This window comes from Paenibacillus sp. P13VS (assembly GCF_015143645.1).
In the GTDB taxonomy this organism is placed as follows: Bacteria; Bacillota; Bacilli; order Paenibacillales; family Paenibacillaceae; genus Paenibacillus; species Paenibacillus xylanilyticus_A.
The window spans coordinates 566,697-584,287 of the sequence record NZ_WYEV01000002.1; the positions used below are offsets into that span (position 1 = coordinate 566,697).

The following is a 17,591-nucleotide window of genomic DNA, read 5'->3' on the forward strand; positions in this document are numbered from 1 at the left end:
CCACCTACCGTTACAGGTAGGTATTCGCCCGCTTATTTCTGCCATATCAGTATATGGAGGGAGTAATCCATGGGTGCTACGTTTTAATCATTTCGTTCATTCCGGTACAAATTGAAACCGTAAACGTGTAAACGACAATTTCAATTGGTATCTTCTTTGGGTTACTTTAGTGGTTGACATTTCGGACAGTAATGCGTCCCGCGACCGCCAACAACGCTTTTCTCAATCAATGTACCACAAGTTGTACAAGGCTCGGATTTGCGACCATAGATTTTCAGTTGATGCTGAAACATGCCCATCTCACCTTGTCCATTAACATACGATTTGATGGAGGATCCGCCCGCATTCACGGCATCCTGCAGCGTAGCTACAATAGCCTCGTGCAGCACCTTCAATTGGGCTTCAGTCAGCGTCTTGGCAATGGTTTCGGGGTGAATGCCTGCGCGAAAAAGGGCTTCGTCCACATAAATATTCCCGATGCCAACGACATATGCCTGATTTAACAATACAGCCTTGATTTTGGTTGTCCGTTTACCAACCGCCTCACGAAATGCGGCCACGGTAAATGCCGGATCCAGCGGCTCAAGGCCAAGCTTCAACAAAGGTTTGGATACGAGCTCTTCGCCCGCTGCAAACAAATGCATGGTTCCAAACTGACGTACGTCCTTGTATCTCAATTCCGTACCATCCGTGAAGTGAAAGATAACATGGGTATGCTTCTCTACTTCTTCGTGCTGCTCGTATACGCCGTATCGACCTTCCATCCGCAGATGGGAGACCAGTACCAGCCCGTCCAATAAAATTCGTAAAAACTTCCCTCTGCGCTCCACTCCGATGATGGTGTGTCCTGCGAGTTCCAGTGCAAATGCATCTATATCGTCCGGCCGCTGAATGATGCGCGGCAAGTTAACGGTTACGCGTTCAATGGTCTTACCTACAACAAGCTGATTCAATGTTCTTCTGACTGTTTCGACTTCCGGTAATTCCGGCATGATGTTCTCACCTCCCCTATATTATAACGGAAGTTGAGCTTCAGCGGGACCCCTTCTTATGTCGAATCCTTGTGAGGAAATGTTTGTAAATAAACGGAAATACAAACCGTTTGTTATTTGGCTTCGTACCAGTTTTCCCCAAAACTGACTTCTGCCTTGAGTGGTACCGAGAGTTCCAATGCTTTTTCCATAACGGAAGGCACCAATTCCTTCATTAACTCAAGCTCATCCGCAGGGACTTCAAATACAAGTTCGTCATGTACCTGAAGCAGCATGCGGCTCTTCAATTGGCGTTCACGCAGCGCTTCATCCATCTGCACCATGGCAAGCTTGATAATATCAGCGGCTGTCCCCTGGATCGGGGTATTCATTGCTGTACGCTCAGCGAAGGAACGCAGATTAAAATTGCTTGCATTGATCTCAGGCAGGTAGCGGCGGCGTTCCAGCAGCGTTTTGACAAAGCCATCCTGGCGTGCTTCCTTCACAATGTCGTCCATATATCGACGAACGCCCTGGAACACTTCAAAGTATTGATCGATAAACTGGGCTGCCTCTTTACGGGTAATGTTCAGATTCTGGGATAACCCGTAGTCGCTAATGCCATACACGATTCCGAAGTTAACAGCCTTGGCTGAACGACGCATGTCGCTGTCCACCTCTTCAGCCTTCACTCCGAATACGTCAGAAGCTGTTTTGGTATGAATATCCATATCATGAACAAAAGCTTCCTTGAGCCGTTCGTCATCCGAAATATGGGCGAGTACACGCAATTCAATCTGGGAATAGTCGGCCGCCAAAATGGACCAGCCTGGCTCGGAAGGAACAAACACCTTACGGATTTTGCGTCCTTCTTCCAGACGGATCGGAATGTTCTGCAAGTTCGGGAACTGACTGCTGAGACGCCCTGTCGCAGCGATCGTCTGCCGGTAATACGTATGGACCTTGCCGTCCCGATCCGAAATTTCCTTGAGGAGACCCTCTACATAGGTGGACTGCAGCTTCGCAAGCTGACGATATTGAAGGATCAGCTGTACGACGTCATGATACGGAGCCAGCTTCTCCAGTACTTCTGCATCGGTGGAATAACCAGTCTTGGTTTTCTTCACCACAGGAAGGCCGAGCTTGTCGAATAAAATCTCACCGAGCTGTTTGGGGGAATTCAGATTGAATTCCGTACCGGAAAGTCGATAAATCTCCGCCATCAGCCTGCTGATCTGTTCCTCGAACTCACGGCCCAAGGCCTGTAGGTCTGCCGTATTGGCTTTGATCCCCTGTTTCTCCATGTCTGCCAGAATACGTGATAACGGCATCTCCAAATCGTGAAAGAGCGCGTTCATCTCATCATTCTCAAGTGCCTGCTCCTGAAGAGGAATAATGGCAGCCACGGCAGCTGCCTTACGGCACAGGAAATCGCCAAGAATTTCTACATCAGGCACCTTGTATCTTGCACCTTTGCCCATAACCGTGTCGTCTTCAGCCAGGGAGGGCAAGCCATACTTCGAAGTCAAGCCGCTAATGGTCTGATTGGATTCCGTCGGGTCAAGCAAGTAGGCAGCAAGCTGCACATCGAAGGATGCTCCAGCGAATTCAAGGCCATGCGCGTGCAGAGCCAGATCAACGCGGTGCAGATCATAACCACGTTTGGGCTTGTCCGGATTACCAAGCCATTCTCGCACCTTAGCCGCAGCTTCAGCGTTTAATACTTCCGGTGACAGGAAGATATACGTTTCACCAGATCCAATCGCTACCCCAATCAATCTCGCTTGATGCGGATTATCACCATGGGTTTCCACGTGGATTACATCAATGGATTCTAGGGAGCCAAAGAGATCACCAATCGTTTCTTCTGTAGCGATCGTGGATTCCACTTCGGCAGCCGGTACCGCTTCAGCTGCAGAGCCTGCACTCCCACTGAATGACAAGCGTTCAAGCAAGGATTTGAATTCAAGCTTGGCCAGTGCTGGCCCCGCCTGTTCTTCTTTTAACCCGGCGAACTGCATGTCATCCCAGGTTTGCTCCAGTGGCACTTCGCGGTGAATGGTTGCCAGCTGTTTGCTCATCCGGGCATCTTCGGCATGTGCCTCAATCTTCTCTTTCATTTTCCCTTTCAATTCATCTGTGCCGCTCAATACTTCCTCGACAGAACCGAATTGATGCAGAAGTTTCAAGGCGGTCTTCTCTCCAACTCCCGGAATACCCGGAATATTATCCGACGCATCCCCCATCAGGCCTTTGAGATCGATGATTTGGAGTGGCGTCAAACCATACCGTTCCTTAATTTGAGCAGGGTCATACAATTCGATTTCGGTTACCCCTTTGCGCGTGAGACCGATATGTACATGTTCGGAGGCAAGTTGCAGCATATCCTTGTCACCCGATACAACCAGTACCTGTCTTCCAGCCTCGTCTGCGCGTTTGGTTAACGTTCCGATGATATCGTCCGCTTCAAACCCGGCCAGCTCAAACTGGGCAATACCCAGTCCTTGCAGCAATTCTTTGAGTAATGGAAACTGTTCCGACAGCTCAGGTGGTGTTTTTTCGCGGCCACCCTTATACTCCTGATATCCTTCGTGACGGAAAGTGACCTTACCGGCATCAAATGCCACCATAACATGGGTCGGCTTATGCTCTTCGAGCAATCGGAGAAGCATCGTGGTGAAGCCATACACCGCATTGGTATGCAGCCCTTTCGAATTCGTCAGAGGAGGCATTGCAAAAAATGCCCGGTAAATAATGCTATTTCCATCTATGAGAATAAACTTTTCCATTCCAGCACCTCACGTATCGTATGGTCAAACCCTCAAGTACATCTACTCTCATGATAACATACACACCTGTTACTACAAAAAAGATTGGGCATCTTTTTACACATTCCATCCAGCAAAAAAAGAACTCTCTCCACAGACAGCCTGTCGCTCGCAGGCCGCCGGGAGAAAGTCCCTTGTTTTTGCAGCAAATCGTCCCCAATTCCAATGATTTGCTGTTAATGATTATTGGTTCAAATCCGGACGTTTACCTGTTACCAGATAAACCGTACTTTCCCCAATGTTGGTTGCATGATCACCTATGCGTTCAATATACCGTCCTACCAACATGAGCAGCATGGCTTGAGAAGCCTGAGTTGGATGAGAGGTCATGAAACTGTATAGATCGCCAATCATATGACTGTACAGCTGGTCAACCTGGTCATCCGTTTGTGCCATTTTGTAAGCCAGATCCGTATTTTCCTTCAGGAATGACTCGATGGATTCATCAATCATCTCTTTGACGATTTCCGCCATACGCGGGATATCCACCAGTGGCTTAATCAGCTCCTGGCCTTCCATACGAAGCGTAACCTTGGCAACGTCCAAGGCGAGATCGCCCATACGCTCGAGGTCACTTGAGATTTTGAACGCCACAATAATACGGCGCAGATCCTTCGCGACTGGCTGCTGGGTAATAATCAGCTTGGAGCCCAGTTCCATGATTTTGTCTTCCAGCGCATTCAGATTCGCATCATTCTTGATGATGACCTGAGCTTTCTCAGCATCCAATGTCCGTAAACTCTCGATGGCACCATCCAATGCCGTTCCTACATGCTCACCCATTTGCCGAAGCAAAATGCGAAGCTCTTCAAGCTCCTGATCAAATTCTTTTCTGCGAATCATAGGTTTCCATGTCCCCCTTGTCCATCATCTCCGGATACGCCGGGTTCGTTCGAATTCAGCTTGCTTAACCGAACCGTCCGGATATATAATCCTCGGTTCGGGAATCCTGGGGCGTGGAGAACAGCGTTTCTGTATCAGCGGCCTCCACAACTTCACCATTCAGGAAAAATACAGTCTTACCCGATACGCGGGCAGCCTGATGCATGTTATGGGTTACCATGACGATGGTGTACTTGTTGTGCAGTTCCTTGACCAGTTCCTCGATCTTTAATGTCGAGATGGGGTCCAGGGCCGAAGTGGCTTCATCCATCAGCAATACATCAGGCTGTACCGCGAGGGCTCGTGCAATACAGAGACGCTGCTGCTGACCGCCGGACAGACTAAGTGCCGATTTCTTGAGTACATCCTTGACTTCATCCCACAATGCAGCGTGTACAAGACTTTGCTCAACCAGCTGGTCCAGCTCCGCCTTCTGGGTAACGCCGTGCAAACGTGGGCCATATGCGACATTATCATAGATTGATTTTGGAAAAGGATTGGGCTGCTGAAACACCATGCCTACTCGTTTGCGCAGCGTTTCAACTTCGATTTCATTACTGTAGATATCCGATCCATCGAGAAGAACTTGTCCCTCGACACGTACTCCCGGAATCATGTCATTCATCCGGTTTAATGTACGGAGCAACGTGGATTTACCACAACCTGACGGTCCGATGAATGCCGTTACGGTCCGTTCTGGCAGGTCCATTGATATATTTTTAAGCGCATGATGCGTATCATAGTACAAATTAAGTCCTTCAATGTGAATGAGTTCCTTCATGGATGTTCACTTCTCCTTCGCTGGAGGGACAAACCAAGCTCCCTTTACGTTGAGGCCGAGGCCTGATCAATAACTTTCAGTTTCTCGGTCATCCTTAATATCCTACCTTCTCATTGTAAAAAGAGTATCACTTTCATGTTAACGGAATGTAAAAAAGACATCCTTCACAAGCCATGACCTTGCCCGTTACGATCATAGATGGTAAATGATGTCTATCTTTGTTTACAATTCTCCTCCGGAAATCATAGACTCCAGTTTTTTTCGGATATAATCCGCCACTTCTCCAGTCTGCTTGCCTTCCTCTGCAATGTTGGCAGCAATATGCAGCATACCTTGCACGGCGGAGTTTAAACGATTGAAAGCTGCACTTCCCTCGGTAACATGTACGGAGCTGTCGTCAATTTCAGCAGCACTCGCGCGGACCAGTTCAACGGTTTGTCTGGTTAATTCACCGATTCCTTCGAGTAAGGAGGACATATCTCCCGCTACTCCACGTGTTTGTTTGGCTAAGGCCCGAATTTCACTGGCAACAACCTGGAAGCCTTGCCCATACTCGCCAGCGTGAGCTGCCTCAATGGAAGCATTCATCGCAAGCAATGCACTCTGATCGGCCAGAGAACGAATGGAATGTGCCATGCCTGCTCCGGTTTCGATGGAGATCAGCATATCATTCGCATGCTGGCGCTGGCCTCCCATGTGCTGAAGTACGCGGTTATACGAATCCTCAACCTGCATAAGACTGCTTGCGCCCTGTTCAGACAATTGAATTATCTGTTTCGCATCGTCTCCTGTCTTTCCAGCGGATTGAACCAGCTTCGTAATCGACTCATGAATTCGGGATATTTCTTTCTGGCTCTCGGTAATGGTGTGAACGCGCTCTTCTCCAGCTTCGTGCTGCATCCTTCTGGAAAGGGACATGAGATCACGCATGGTTAATACGCCAAGCAGCCTGTTCTCCTCCGTTACAATGATGCAATCATAGAAATGCTCCTCACTTCTTGACAAGGCTACATCAATCACTTCTGGCGCATCAGCTCGTACATCCACGACTACCGGAGATGAATCAGCAACATGTGATATGGACTTGCGATAAAACAAGTCCGGGGCGAAACGCCCATTCAGTATTCGATACAAGGTTTCCCGCATCAATAACCCCAGCGGGCGATTCTCATCATCACCTAATATCACACATGGATATTTCTGTTCCTGACTCAGTATGCTGGCAGCCTCTCCACAGGTGGTATGCAACCCCACCATGGGAACCTGACGGCAGTATTCTCGGATGGATACCTGGTTGTTAAGGGTTACTTCTGTAAGATCATCCTGAGTTAAACGAATCGAGTCATCCTCATGCTTATATGTATCTTCTACGGATAGATCAGGCTTCTCTTCGAGCAACATGGGCATAAATGCGCAATCTCCTTTACGTATGAGCTCTGTCCTGAGATGGGTTATGTAGGTCCTAAGAATCACTCGGACAAGTTCATGCTACTCCCTCTATGTAAAGGAAAATAAAGGTTTATGTAAATTGGACGTAAAATAAAACTCCCCGATCATTACGAACTTGAATGATGGGGAGTTTTTCTTTTTACAACCAGTTTATAACCTACACCTCGAATGGAATCAATGTGTACGGATTCCGGATCCAGCTCCAGCTTTTTACGTAATGAACTGACATGGACGTCAACGGTGCGCTGGCCTCCAATATAATCGAAGCCCCAGACCGCATTCATCAGGTCATCACGGGTAAGTACAACGCCTGGCTTCTTGGCCAAATACAGCAAAACTTCGAATTCTTTGGGACGCAGACTTATCGATTGTCCACCCAGCGTCACTTCATACTTCAGTGGATAGATCTCAAGTTCGCCCAGTACAATTCGTGAACCATCCTTGTCCTCTGGCTGCGGCAGGTCATCACCACTTGAATATCTTCTTAATACGGCGTCCACTCTGGCAAGCAGTTCCGAAACGCCAAAGGGCTTCGTGATATAGTCGTCAGCTCCGGATTTTAGACCCTGTACCACCTCGGCTTCACCGTTCTTCGCCGTAAGGATGATGACAGGTGTAGTTACACCCTGAACTCTTAATTTGTTCAGAATATCCAGACCGTTCATTCCGGGCAGCATCAGATCCAGCAGGATCAAATCAAAGTCCTGCGAAACTGCACGATCGTATCCTGAAGATCCATGATCCTCAGCGGTAACGTCATAACCTTCCTGTGTCAGGTTGTACGTAAGTAATCTCGATAATGTAGGTTCATCTTCAATAACTAGCAAACGCTGTGCCATGATACCCCTTCTCTCCTTATAGGTTGTCTGTTGCCACAACACTTTTATATCATAGCATTTATTTGTTAACTCTGTGTAAAGCAATGTATTCGATTTTACAATTCACTTCTTCAGGCCTAGATTTCTTCATCCTGTATCAGGGGAAGGATTACCTTGAACATTGTACCCATGCCAAGTTCACTCTCAACCGATAACTTGCCGTGGTGCAGCTCAACCAGATGTTTCACAATGGATAACCCAAGCCCCGTACCACCAGAGTTGCGTGATCTTCCTTTGTCTACCCGGTAGAAACGTTCAAAAATTCTCGGCAGGTCCTTCTTCGGAATACCAATTCCGGTGTCCGATACGGCAAATACCACCTGTTCCTCGGCTTCACCATGCTCGACCGTCACCTGTAATTTGACACGTCCACCCTCAGGGGTGTAGTTAATCCCGTTCGAGAGCAGGTTAATGAAGATCTGTTTCATTTTATCCTCGTCGGCCTCGATATACAGCTCCTCAGGCACAAACATCTGCAGTCGAATCTGCTTCTTCTCTGCCACTTTGGATAGTGTACCCAGAACCATCTCGAAGAACGAATGCACATGTACAGGAGAACATTGCAGCGGTGCCCGCTTGGATTCGATCTTGGATAACTCCAGAATATCCCCGATTAACCGATTTAATCGATCGCCTTCGTCATAGATGATCTGCAAGAATGACCGTTCCGTCTCTTTGTCCTGTACTCCCCCGCTGAGCAGCGTCTCAGCAAACCCTTTGACCGCGGCCACAGGAGTCTTCAATTCATGGGAAACATTCGCAACGAACTCACTGCGCATCGACTCCAGTCTGCGTATCGCCGTAACATCCTGCAAAAGGAACAGCATCCCGCGGTATCCGCCATCATCTTCAGTCATCGGAACACCATCAATACGAATCAGGCGTTCCTCGGGGTTAAAAATACTTACCTCCTCATGCATCCGGTCCTGAACAGCTACACTTTCTTCTATCGTCCGCGTTAATTCATAATGTTTCTTCAATTCAATATAGGGTTTACCTGTCACGCGTTCGGATTCAATATCCAGCATACGCTCTGCTTCCCGGTTTACCAGTGCAATCGATTGGGACGCATCAATCATGACAATGCCGCCTGCCATGTTAGCCAGGACACTCTGAAGTAATGCCTCATTATCACGAATCGTCTTAAGCTGTGTCTGTAGGCTGTCAGCCATTCCGTTAATCGCCAGCCCAAGCTGTCCAATTTCGTCTCTTCGTGTTACCTTTACCCGTGCATCATACTCCAGTTTGGTAATCCGATGAGCTACCTTTGTTATGTGTTCGATCGGTGAGGTTAATCCCCGAGCAACCCGGTAACTGACCAGAGCCACAATCAGGAATAACAGTCCCAAGGCTACAAACATGATTAACCAGCCGCGCTGTAACCCCTGGTCCACAGCAGCCAAACTCATCGATAACCGAATGTAACCATCGAATTCTCCGCCTGGCACTTCGACCATGTCACTTTGATCCGAGTTCACGGGCAGAGCGACATATAACATATCTTCTCCCAGCGTCTCACTAAATCGGATGGATTGGCCATAACCATCGCTGACTGCACCCTTAATTTCTTCCCGGTCCAGGTGATTATCCATTGTAACGGGATCACTCTCTGAATCTCCAATGACCGTTCCATCCCGATTAATAAACGTTACCCTGGAGTCGGTAAGCTTCTCCAGCTCGCCTGCCCGATCCGAATAGTACTTTCTTGTTTCTGCCGAGTTTGGATCAGTCGCATCATGGAAAGGGAACGTTGCCTTGAGCAAGTTGATTTCACGAACCATCGTTTGCTCCAGTGCCGTGGTGTGTGTTGTTTTAAAAACTCTGCCCATCGTATACCCAGCCACAATGACGGATACACCGATCAATATCATCATGATGATGGAAAGGCGAACTCGAAACGGTTTCATTAATCTCTTCCTTTTTTAGTTAATCTCAATTATAGGTCAGTTCATTCTATCCGATCGCCACGTGTACCTGGCATTGAAACGACCAGGAACTCTACTTCATTTGCACTTGTATTTTGCATCTGATGAGGCACACCTGGAGGAATCTCCAATCCTTCATGTGGCTCAAGTGTATACTCCACGCCATCTAGCTCCATACACCCCACTCCGCTCAGAATAAAAAAGAATTGGCGGCTTACGTTATGGTAATGACGTATTTCAGCTGTTCCTGCTGGCATGCGCTCATGAATAATGCTTAACCCCTCGTTCTGCACGAGATGCCATCCATCACATTGTGCACCCCATATGTAATGTGCTGCGTTTTGTTTGCTAATCTTCATGTTGTATCCTCCAGGTAGGTATGTTCCGTCTATCATATCACAGTTGCCTTTGGGACAGATTCGTTTCTAATTGAAACCAGAACCGACATGAAGTACGTTTACTGTACGAAGTCCAAGAGAACATGTATCAAGAATATCATGTAACTATCATTTCTGATCCTGACTTTTGTAAACATCGCACAGAAATTTGGGATCATTGTCAAAACAAAAAAGACATACCGCCAGCAGCAGCTGAACGATACGTCTTAGATATGTGATTGAAAATACTAACTCGAACTGAGCTTCAGATTATCCGTTAACGACTTCGCCACCGTTGATGTGGATGACTTGTCCACTCACATAGGAGGAATCATCCGAAGCGAGATATACATATGCAGGAGCCAGCTCATCCGGTTGACCAGGACGTTTCATCGGCTGCGTAGCGCCGAACTCGCTCACCTTTTTCTCATCAAATGTCGATGGAATCAGAGGTGTCCAGATTGGGCCTGGAGCTACCGCATTTACACGAATGCCTTTCTCAATAACATTCATGGACAAGGAACGTGTGAAGGACGTGATCGCTCCTTTGGTGGACGAATAATCGAGCAGAGTCGGGCTACCTCGATAGGCTGTGATCGACGTCGTGTTGATAATTGTGCTGCCTTGCTTCAGATGTGGCAGGGCAGCCTGCGTGATATAAAACATCCCGAAGATGTTGGTGCGGAACGTCCGCTCCAGCTGTTCAGGCGTAATATCCTCCAGATTCTGCTGTGGGTGCTGCTCGGCCGCATTGTTAACCACAATATCCAGCTTGCCCAGCTGCTCCACCGTCTGTTGAACAGCTTTCTTGGCAAAGGAATCATCACCAATGTCTCCGGCAATCAGGATACACTTGCGTCCTTCCTGCTCCACTTGACGTTTGGTTTCTTCTGCATCCTGGTGCTCGCTCAGGTATACGATGGCTACATCCGCGCCCTCTTTGGCATACGTAACGGCAACGGCACGTCCGATTCCACTGTCACCTCCGGTAATAAGGGCAACTTTGTCCAATAATTTGTCAGCCGCCTTATACTGCGGTTTTTCGAACTCCGGCTTAGGGTGCATCTCCGATTCAATTCCGGGACGCTGGTCCTGATGTTGTGCTGGCATCGTTTTTTGCGTTTGTGTATTGGTTGACATTTCACATTCTCCTCTCAAAATGAATGGCTGTAAACTTCTCATTCTGTAGGATGGCATGAACAGTACAGATTATTCCTGCTGCAGCTGACATCATCCAAAACTCACTTCTGCTGTCTCGATACTTACTTACCCTCTCTTTTGGAGGTCAAACAGAAAATAGGATGAATAATAGATTGCACCAAATTTCGTTTATTTTTTGAAAATGACCTGTTTCATGACGCAAATTGTATTCCTATGCCGCTTGGGCTGAGGTACAATGTACAGTATACAAATGTGATTTTAATACCTTATACCCGGTATATATCCTGCGTTCGATCAAGCATCTCAAATAACAGATTCTCAATCTGACATGGAGCCAAATAATGGAATCGCACATTAACGCTTATATATCCCTTGTCACCACTTCAGCCGTCCTGAATGTTTTTTTGTGTGTATACACCTATTTTAGGAGAGCAGAAATTTCAAGAGCCAACGTATTTATGCTCTATACGGCTGCGTTATCCGTTTATACCTTTGGTTATGCCATTGAACTCGCCAGCAATACACTGGAACAAATGAAATTCTGGACGGTAGTGGAGTACATGGGCATGCCTTTCTCCGCCTCCCTCGGCTTGATCCTGATGATCCAGTACACAGGCAAGTCACTATCGAAAAAAGCAACGGCAGCGCTGTTCGTCATTCCGACGATTACGCTCTTCATGGTTGCAACCAATGACTACCACCATTTATTCTACAAAAAGGTATGGCTTCGAACAGATAGTTCTGTTCCCTTAATGGATATTGCCGCTGGCCAATGGTATGTTGTTCACGGAGCATTTACCTTTTCCTGTCTGTTATGTGCATGTCTGATCCTGATTGCGCAATGGAAACACACCAAGAAAATGTATCGACTTCAGCTGCTTACATTGATTACTTCCCAACTGATACCGATGACGGGTGCCTTTCTTTATTTAATGGGACTGACGCCAGGAGGAATGGATCCTGTACCGGTACTCATGTGTGTCACTTCATCCATGTACATCTGGGCAATCCTGTCTTCTCGTCTATTAACGATTGTCCCTATCGCCAAAGACAGCATCTTTGAGAGCATGCGCGAAGGCGTTATTGTTCTGGATAGTTCGAATCGTCTGGTCGATTACAACAAAGCACTGCGCGAGATGCTGCCTGAACTGGAGACAAGCATGGTTGGACAGCCGTTGAATGATATCTGGCTTTCACTGGCCGGCGAGACTTTTCCCGTGGAATACGGAAGGGAAGGCCTGCAGACAGATCTCTATTGGCAGTTACATGGGCAGACAGTCTGTTATCAGGTCAGAACATCATATGTGTATAACAAAAACGGAGAGACCGTTGGAAGCCTGATCATGCTGATTGATATTACGGAGCAGCGATTTCTGCAAGAACAATTGAAGCAGCTCGCTTACTTCGACGGTTTGACCAAAATATACAATCGAACGCAGTTCCTGCACAAAGGCCGTGAAATTCTGAACGAGGCACAGCTTAGCCATCAGCCAGCCTCTTTTATACTATTTGATATCGATCATTTCAAACGGATCAACGACACTTATGGACACGAAGTTGGGGATCAGGCCCTTGTTCATGTCGTCTCGGTTTGTAATCGTTATTTGAACTCTGAGATGGTGTTCGCCAGGTATGGCGGAGAGGAATTTGTCATTGCCCTACCGAATGCTACTCTTCAGGATGGAAAGCAGCTCGCCGAGCAGCTACGTGTCGCTTTGCTGAATGACCCTCTTCATGTGGAAGGAAGTCTTGTGCCTATTACTTCAAGCTTTGGGGTGGCCCAGTATAGCAGTGAAACGGATTCACTTGAATCCTTGCTTCGGGATGCCGATAGTGCATTATACGAGTCTAAACGAAATGGACGCAATGCTGTATTTGCTCATTCAGTCAACCTTGCCTAAATCCAATATAATAAGCAAATAAAAATAGACAGCCCCATGGGTTGTCTATTTTTGATACTAACATGATTACCCTGCCTGCTTGTCTACCCGCATTTAATGCAAGCGTTTTAGATTCTGGCTAACAGGCTGTATTGAACAATAGTCTTGCAGATCACTCGTTAGATGATCGTGCGATCAACCATAAGATAAACCATAATGAGCAAGAGGACAGCCAGTATTGTACTGAACATACGAATCTTGCCCTGCTCCGGGCTCACATCACGGTTGCTTTTCACACCTTCTGCTGCGAGGCGCAGCGGTTTACCCATAATACCACCAATGGCAGCAATGGCAAGCAATAAAACAACAACGACACCCATCCACAGGTGGGAATACTCACCCTTCGTCATCAGGTATCCCCCTGTGAGAAGCTGGATAACCAACCCGTACTGGGCGATGCGGTTCAAGGAACGAACCGATGCAAATGCGCCTTCCTGTGCCGCAGCATTCAGCGTACGGATCTTACCAACAACGAACGGCAAGATTAGATAGAACCCCATGGATAGCGCTCCGACGATATGGAGCAAATACATAATCATTGTCAAAATTTCCATCCTCCTCAACATTTTGAGTGTGCTATACATCACATCTCATTATACTGGGGAACTTATCCAAAGAAAAGAAAACCTCCGGGTTTTCCGGAGGTTTTCTCACTTTTTATGTTCAAGAAGTTTTCAAACTTATATGGTTACGACTGAAATGACGTTTCGAACAGAATCCGCAGATTTGTCGAGTCCTGCCTTTTCTTCAGGTGTGAGCTCGAGTTCAAATACTTTCTCAATCCCGTTACCACCCAGAATGGTTGGCACACCGAGGAACAAGTCATTATAACCATACTCGCCTTCCAAGTAAGCAATCACTGGGATGATCCGTTTTTTGTCCTTCAAAATGGCTTCGGTCATCTGAACCAGTGAAGCTGCCGGGGCATAATAGGCACTTCCGTTACCCAGCAGATTGACAATTTCGCCGCCACCAACACGTGTGCGTTGTACGATGGATTCAATGCGGTCTGCCGGAATCAATGTATCGATTGGAATACCACCAACACTTGAATAACGAACAAGTGGTACCATGTCGTCTCCGTGGCCACCAAGAACGAAACCACGAACATCCTCAACGGATACATTTAGCTCCTGCGCAATGAATGTGCAATAACGCGCTGTATCCAGGACACCGGATTGGCCGATAACTCGGTTTTTAGGAAATCCTAGTGTTTTATATGCAGCATAAGTCATCGCATCTACCGGGTTACTCAGAATAATGACGATGGAATCAGGGCAATATTTTTTCACATTTTCACACACGGACTTCACGATTCCAGCGTTGGTATTGACCAGATCATCACGGCTCATTCCCGGCTTGCGGGCAATACCTGCAGTGATAATTACAATGTCTGAACCTGACGCATCTTCGTAGTTTGAAGTTCCGACGATATTGCTGTCAAAGCCTTGAACAGGGCTCGCTTCCAGCATATCGAGTGCTTTACCTTTAGTCGGGTTTTCCAATTGAGGAATATCAACCAGCACAACGTCTCCAAGCTCTTTTTGGGCAAGCATAAGAGCTGTTGTTGCTCCGGTAAATCCGGCACCGACTACTGTGATTTTCTTGCGCTGAATAGTCATGCCTCTCAACTCCCCTTACAGGTTTTTAATGATTTGATCAGCGAATTCAGAGCATTTAACTTCAGTAGCACCATCCATCAGACGTGCGAAGTCATACGTTACAGTTTTGTTGTTGATGGAAGTTTCCATACCTTTGTAGATCAGGTTTGCTGCTTCTTGCCATCCCAGGTGCTCAAGCAACATAACACCGGACAAGATAACGGAACCAGGGTTCACGACGTCTTTGTCCGCATATTTAGGTGCAGTACCGTGTGTAGCTTCGAAGATCGCATGGCCTGTTACATAGTTGATGTTCGCTCCTGGAGCGATACCGATACCACCAACTTGTGCAGCAAGTGCGTCAGACAGGTAGTCCCCGTTCAGGTTCAATGTAGCAATAACATCAAATTCGCCTGGACGAGTCAATACTTGTTGCAGAGCGATGTCGGCAATCGCATCTTTTACGATGATTTTACCCGCATCTTCAGCTGCTTTTTGAGCTGCATTGGCTGCATCTGTACCTTCTTTTTCCTTGATGATATCGTATTGTGCCCAAGTGAACACTTTATCGCCGAACTCTTCCTCAGCGACTTCATAACCCCAGTTTTTGAAGGCACCTTCAGTAAATTTCATGATGTTACCTTTGTGTACCAATGTCACGCTCTTACGGTTGTGATCAATTGCATATTGAACCGCTGCACGTACCAGACGTTTGGAACCTTCGGAGGAAACTGGCTTGATACCGATACCTGAAGTTTCAGGGAAACGGATTTTGTTAACGCCCATTTCCTGTTGCAGGAACTGAATCACTTTTTTCACTTCATCGGAACCTTCAGCATACTCGATACCTGCGTAGATATCTTCTGTATTTTCACGGAAAATGACCATGTCTACCAGTTCAGGACGTTTAACCGGGGAAGGCACTCCGTCGAAATAGCGTACAGGACGCAGGCAAGTGTACAGGTCAAGCTCTTGACGCAATGCTACGTTCAGGGAGCGAATTCCGCCACCGATTGGCGTCGTCAGAGGTCCTTTGATAGCTACGATATACTCACGAATGGCTTCGAGCGTATCATTCGGCAACCACTCACCGTATGTATTGAATGCTTTCTCACCAGCAAACACTTCATACCATGCAATTTTTTTGCTGCCATCATATGCTTTTTCAACAGCTGCATCCAATACACGCTTGGAAGCTTTCCAGATGTCGCGGCCTGTACCGTCACCTTCGATAAAAGGAATGATCGGGTTATTAGGCACTTGCAGTGTTCCGTTATCAATCTGAATTTTTTCCCCTTCAGTTGGATGAGCGAATTTTTCTAATTTCATAATCATAATTCCTCCTTGAGTGTTGGTATAATTCCGGTATCATGATACCGCTTGTCGTATCGAAGGAAGGGTCTTGATGTCTGACCAGACTTGCTGGCAGTTTTCGGGACCCTTCACCCCATCCAGTTTATTATACTGGTTTTCCGTCTATTAGCGAAGCTCAACTGAAATGTAACGCTGATCCGTTGGACCTGTATATTCTGCACGCGGACGAATAATGCGGTTATCCGCAAGCTGCTCCAGAATATGAGCTGTCCATCCGGATACCCGGCTGATGGCAAAGATCGGCGTGAACAGTTCCTGTTCGATACCCAGCTGGGTATACACGGAAGCGGAATAGAAATCCACGTTCGGTTTCAACCCTTTTTGCCCAGTAACCAGCTCTTCAATCTTCACAGACATCTCATAAAGGCGGGTGTCATTGTTCAAGCTGCCCAGCTCTTTGGACATCTTCTGCAGATGTTTGGCACGTGGATCACCATTTTTGTATACACGGTGTCCGAAGCCCATGATTTTCTCACGATTGTTCAGCTTCTCCTGAATCGCTGCTTCCAGACGATCCGGCGTGCCGATCTCATTCAACATTTTCATAACGGCTTCGTTCGCACCACCATGCAGGGGTCCCTTCAGTGCGCCAATAGCGGAAGTTACGCCTGAATAAATGTCGGAGAGCGTAGCTACGGTTACCCGTGCTGCAAACGTCGAAGCATTCAGTTCATGATCCGCGTGCAGAACCAGAGCCTGATCCAGCGCTTTAACTGCCGTATCGGAAGGTTCTTCACCGGTCATCATGTACAGGAAATTCTCAGCGATGGAAGCGCCTTCTTTAGGAGCCACAGGCTCTTTTCCCTGACGGATGCGGGCGATGGCTGCCACGATGGTTGGCAATTGAGCTTGCAACTTGACCGCTTTATTTTCATTAGCTTCAGCTGTCATCTCGTCAGCCTGCTCATCATACAGTCCCAGAGCGGATACTGCAGAACGCAGTGCTGCCATGGTACTCATGTTTTTCGGATACAATCGGATTTGTGCAATCAACTCGCTCGGAATCGGCGCGTAATCGCTCAGGCTTTTACGAAGGGATTTCAATTCATCCGTATTGGGCAATTTGCCGAACCACAGCAAATAAGCAACTTCTTCAAAGCTTGCATGTTCAGCCAAATCGTCAATATTGTAGCCACGGTATGTAAGTACACCGTCTACAATGGAACTGATCGAAGAGGTTGTTGCAACGATGCCTTCCAGACCTTTGGTAGCTGTCATATTACATCTCTCCTTTAATAAACGAAATCAAGAAACCACAAAGCATGATGAAGCTCTTAGAAAAGCATAATAATTGGTGTTGAAAACATTTACAATTCATTAAATAGTAAAACCGTCAAAATTCGGGTTTCTTATCTGTCAATCGGTATTTCCTTATAACATCATACTGGATTTTGTCGGTTATGTGAACATCACCAAAGGCCATT

14 protein-coding genes are annotated in these 17,591 nt (G+C 47.1%); 1 reads left to right on the forward strand and 13 read right to left on the reverse strand.

Annotated features, from left to right (window positions below; all coding sequences use genetic code 11):
- Positions 1-161: 161 nt before the first annotated feature.
- The 9 genes from mutM to GUA98_RS03715 all read right to left on the reverse strand — a co-directional run bounded on the left by mutM (position 162) and on the right by GUA98_RS03715 (position 11,231).
- The gene (mutM, locus tag GUA98_RS03675; RefSeq protein ID WP_193722084.1) at positions 162-992 is read right to left on the reverse strand and encodes a DNA-formamidopyrimidine glycosylase; all 831 of its coding nucleotides are present in this window, start codon (positions 990-992) and stop codon (positions 162-164) included.
- A gap of 113 nt (positions 993-1,105) precedes the next feature.
- Positions 1,106-3,760, reverse strand: a complete 2,655-nt coding sequence (polA, locus tag GUA98_RS03680) for a DNA polymerase I (protein WP_193722085.1) — start codon at positions 3,758-3,760, stop codon at positions 1,106-1,108.
- A gap of 222 nt (positions 3,761-3,982) precedes the next feature.
- On the reverse strand, positions 3,983-4,642 hold the full coding sequence (phoU, locus tag GUA98_RS03685; RefSeq protein WP_095288114.1) for a phosphate signaling complex protein PhoU: 660 nt from the start codon (positions 4,640-4,642) through the stop codon (positions 3,983-3,985).
- Positions 4,643-4,706: 64 nt separating this feature from the next.
- Positions 4,707-5,462 (reverse strand): phosphate ABC transporter ATP-binding protein PstB, encoded by a 756-nt coding sequence (gene pstB, locus GUA98_RS03690; protein WP_095288115.1) that lies wholly within the window; start codon positions 5,460-5,462, stop codon positions 4,707-4,709.
- A 222-nt stretch (positions 5,463-5,684) separates the two neighbouring features.
- Complete coding sequence (locus GUA98_RS03695) at positions 5,685-6,869, reverse strand: methyl-accepting chemotaxis protein (RefSeq protein WP_193722086.1); 1,185 nt, start codon at positions 6,867-6,869, stop codon at positions 5,685-5,687.
- A 149-nt stretch (positions 6,870-7,018) separates the two neighbouring features.
- The gene (locus GUA98_RS03700; RefSeq protein ID WP_193722087.1) at positions 7,019-7,750 is read right to left on the reverse strand and encodes a response regulator transcription factor; all 732 of its coding nucleotides are present in this window, start codon (positions 7,748-7,750) and stop codon (positions 7,019-7,021) included.
- A gap of 116 nt (positions 7,751-7,866) precedes the next feature.
- Entirely contained in the window at positions 7,867-9,696 is a 1,830-nt protein-coding gene (pnpS, locus tag GUA98_RS03705) for a two-component system histidine kinase PnpS (RefSeq protein WP_193722088.1), read from the reverse strand.
- Between the two features lie 41 nt (positions 9,697-9,737).
- Entirely contained in the window at positions 9,738-10,073 is a 336-nt protein-coding gene (locus tag GUA98_RS03710; RefSeq protein ID WP_193722089.1) for a cupin domain-containing protein, read from the reverse strand.
- A 288-nt stretch (positions 10,074-10,361) separates the two neighbouring features.
- Complete coding sequence (locus GUA98_RS03715; protein WP_193722090.1) at positions 10,362-11,231, reverse strand: SDR family oxidoreductase; 870 nt, start codon at positions 11,229-11,231, stop codon at positions 10,362-10,364.
- A gap of 362 nt (positions 11,232-11,593) precedes the next feature.
- On the opposite strand from GUA98_RS03715, the gene GUA98_RS03720 reads away from it, so the two are divergent.
- The gene (locus GUA98_RS03720; protein ID WP_193722091.1) at positions 11,594-13,153 is read left to right on the forward strand and encodes a histidine kinase N-terminal 7TM domain-containing protein; all 1,560 of its coding nucleotides are present in this window, start codon (positions 11,594-11,596) and stop codon (positions 13,151-13,153) included.
- A 158-nt stretch (positions 13,154-13,311) separates the two neighbouring features.
- Here the strand turns inward: GUA98_RS03720 and GUA98_RS03725 are convergent, their stop codons facing one another.
- The 4 genes from GUA98_RS03725 to citZ all read right to left on the reverse strand — a co-directional run bounded on the left by GUA98_RS03725 (position 13,312) and on the right by citZ (position 17,385).
- Positions 13,312-13,737: a hypothetical protein gene (locus GUA98_RS03725; RefSeq protein WP_193722092.1), complete on the reverse strand. Its 426-nt coding sequence runs from the start codon at positions 13,735-13,737 to the stop codon at positions 13,312-13,314.
- Between the two features lie 135 nt (positions 13,738-13,872).
- Positions 13,873-14,814, reverse strand: a complete 942-nt coding sequence (mdh, locus tag GUA98_RS03730; RefSeq protein WP_193722093.1) for a malate dehydrogenase — start codon at positions 14,812-14,814, stop codon at positions 13,873-13,875.
- 15 nt (positions 14,815-14,829) lie between these two features.
- Positions 14,830-16,122, reverse strand: coding sequence for an NADP-dependent isocitrate dehydrogenase (icd, locus tag GUA98_RS03735; protein ID WP_095288123.1), 1,293 nt, complete (start codon positions 16,120-16,122; stop codon positions 14,830-14,832).
- Between the two features lie 150 nt (positions 16,123-16,272).
- Positions 16,273-17,385, reverse strand: coding sequence for a citrate synthase (citZ, locus tag GUA98_RS03740; RefSeq protein WP_193722094.1), 1,113 nt, complete (start codon positions 17,383-17,385; stop codon positions 16,273-16,275).
- Between the last annotated feature and the right edge of the window lie 206 nt (positions 17,386-17,591).